General features: G+C 63.6%; 2 protein-coding genes. Both read right to left on the reverse strand.

What is annotated here, in order from left to right; translation table 11 throughout:
• Positions 1-188, reverse strand: a 188-nt coding sequence (locus A5688_RS03245) for an MlaD family protein (RefSeq protein WP_431602662.1), incomplete at its 3' end; no start/stop codon positions are given.
• Between the two features lie 318 nt (positions 189-506).
• Positions 507-1,070 (reverse strand): MCE family protein (locus A5688_RS03250; RefSeq protein ID WP_082955091.1); only part of this gene is annotated, 564 nt, incomplete at its 5' end.

Here is a 1,070-nt window from a genome sequence, read left to right on the forward strand (position 1 = left end):
GTCTCCGAAATCGACCCCACCCGGCCGATCTCCACCCCGTTATAAGTCACCTTCGAACCCGGATCCATCACCAACCCAGCCCGCGCCGCCAACATCGTCAACTCCGTCTTGGGCGTGAAACCTCCGCGGAACTGGACGTAGACCAGGCTGAAGATCCCCGCGAGCACCACCAGCACGATCAGGGTGATGAACTTGTAAGGGGGCTCTCGCGAGTCATTGATCTGAACGGGTGAACCTTCCAAGGCGCTACACCGTGCGCCCGAAGATCATCGAGAATTCGACGTGGGGCGGCCACTTGCGCGGTCGGTTATCCAGGAAACCCACCGTCGCCAACCCTGTCCCTCAGCTCGGTGCCGCCGCCTTCCCGGCGCCGGCCTGTACACATATTCAATAAGACCAGTGAAATGTACCCGACGCGGTGGCACAAACAAAGCAACAGTGAAATACGCGAGCGCACAACATCATCCCGCCACACGAATTGCTTTTCGTTTGAGTCCTCGGTGCGCTTACGGGTTGATGGTGTTGTCGCCGACCTGGCGGCCCCAGACGTACTCGATGGCATACGGCGATCCGGTGTCCAGGTGGTTGTAGGGCGCAAGGCTGTTACCGGTGTCCATCACCAGCTCCGGTGCGGGCCACAGGTCGCGGGTGATCGGCTGCCAGCACCCGGGCGCGCCCCCGGGCCCGCCGCGACCATTCACCCGCGGCAGGTTCTCCGGGTAGACGTACGGGTTGGGCGCGCCGCCGACCACCCCGGCGATACCGCCCACCAGCGACGCCAGGACGGGCACGGTCGCGACCGGATTGAGCAACAGGCCCAGCCCCGAGGTGACTTCGGTGTCCATGTTCAACGAGTAGCCGTTGAAACCGCCCTCGGAGGCGCCGGTGATGGGCACGATGTCGTGGTAATTGTGCAGCGTGCAATAGATCTCGGGGCTGTAGGTGTCCAGCAGTTGGGCCGTCGGCACCAGGTCTTGGGCGCCGCGCGCCAGATACGGGCCACCCTTGTTGAACAACTCCGCACCGGTGTTGCCGAACCCGGCCGCCGACAACAACGCCTGATCCAGATC

Source organism: Mycobacterium mantenii, from assembly GCF_001667865.1.
Taxonomy (GTDB): domain Bacteria; phylum Actinomycetota; class Actinomycetes; order Mycobacteriales; family Mycobacteriaceae; genus Mycobacterium; species Mycobacterium mantenii_A.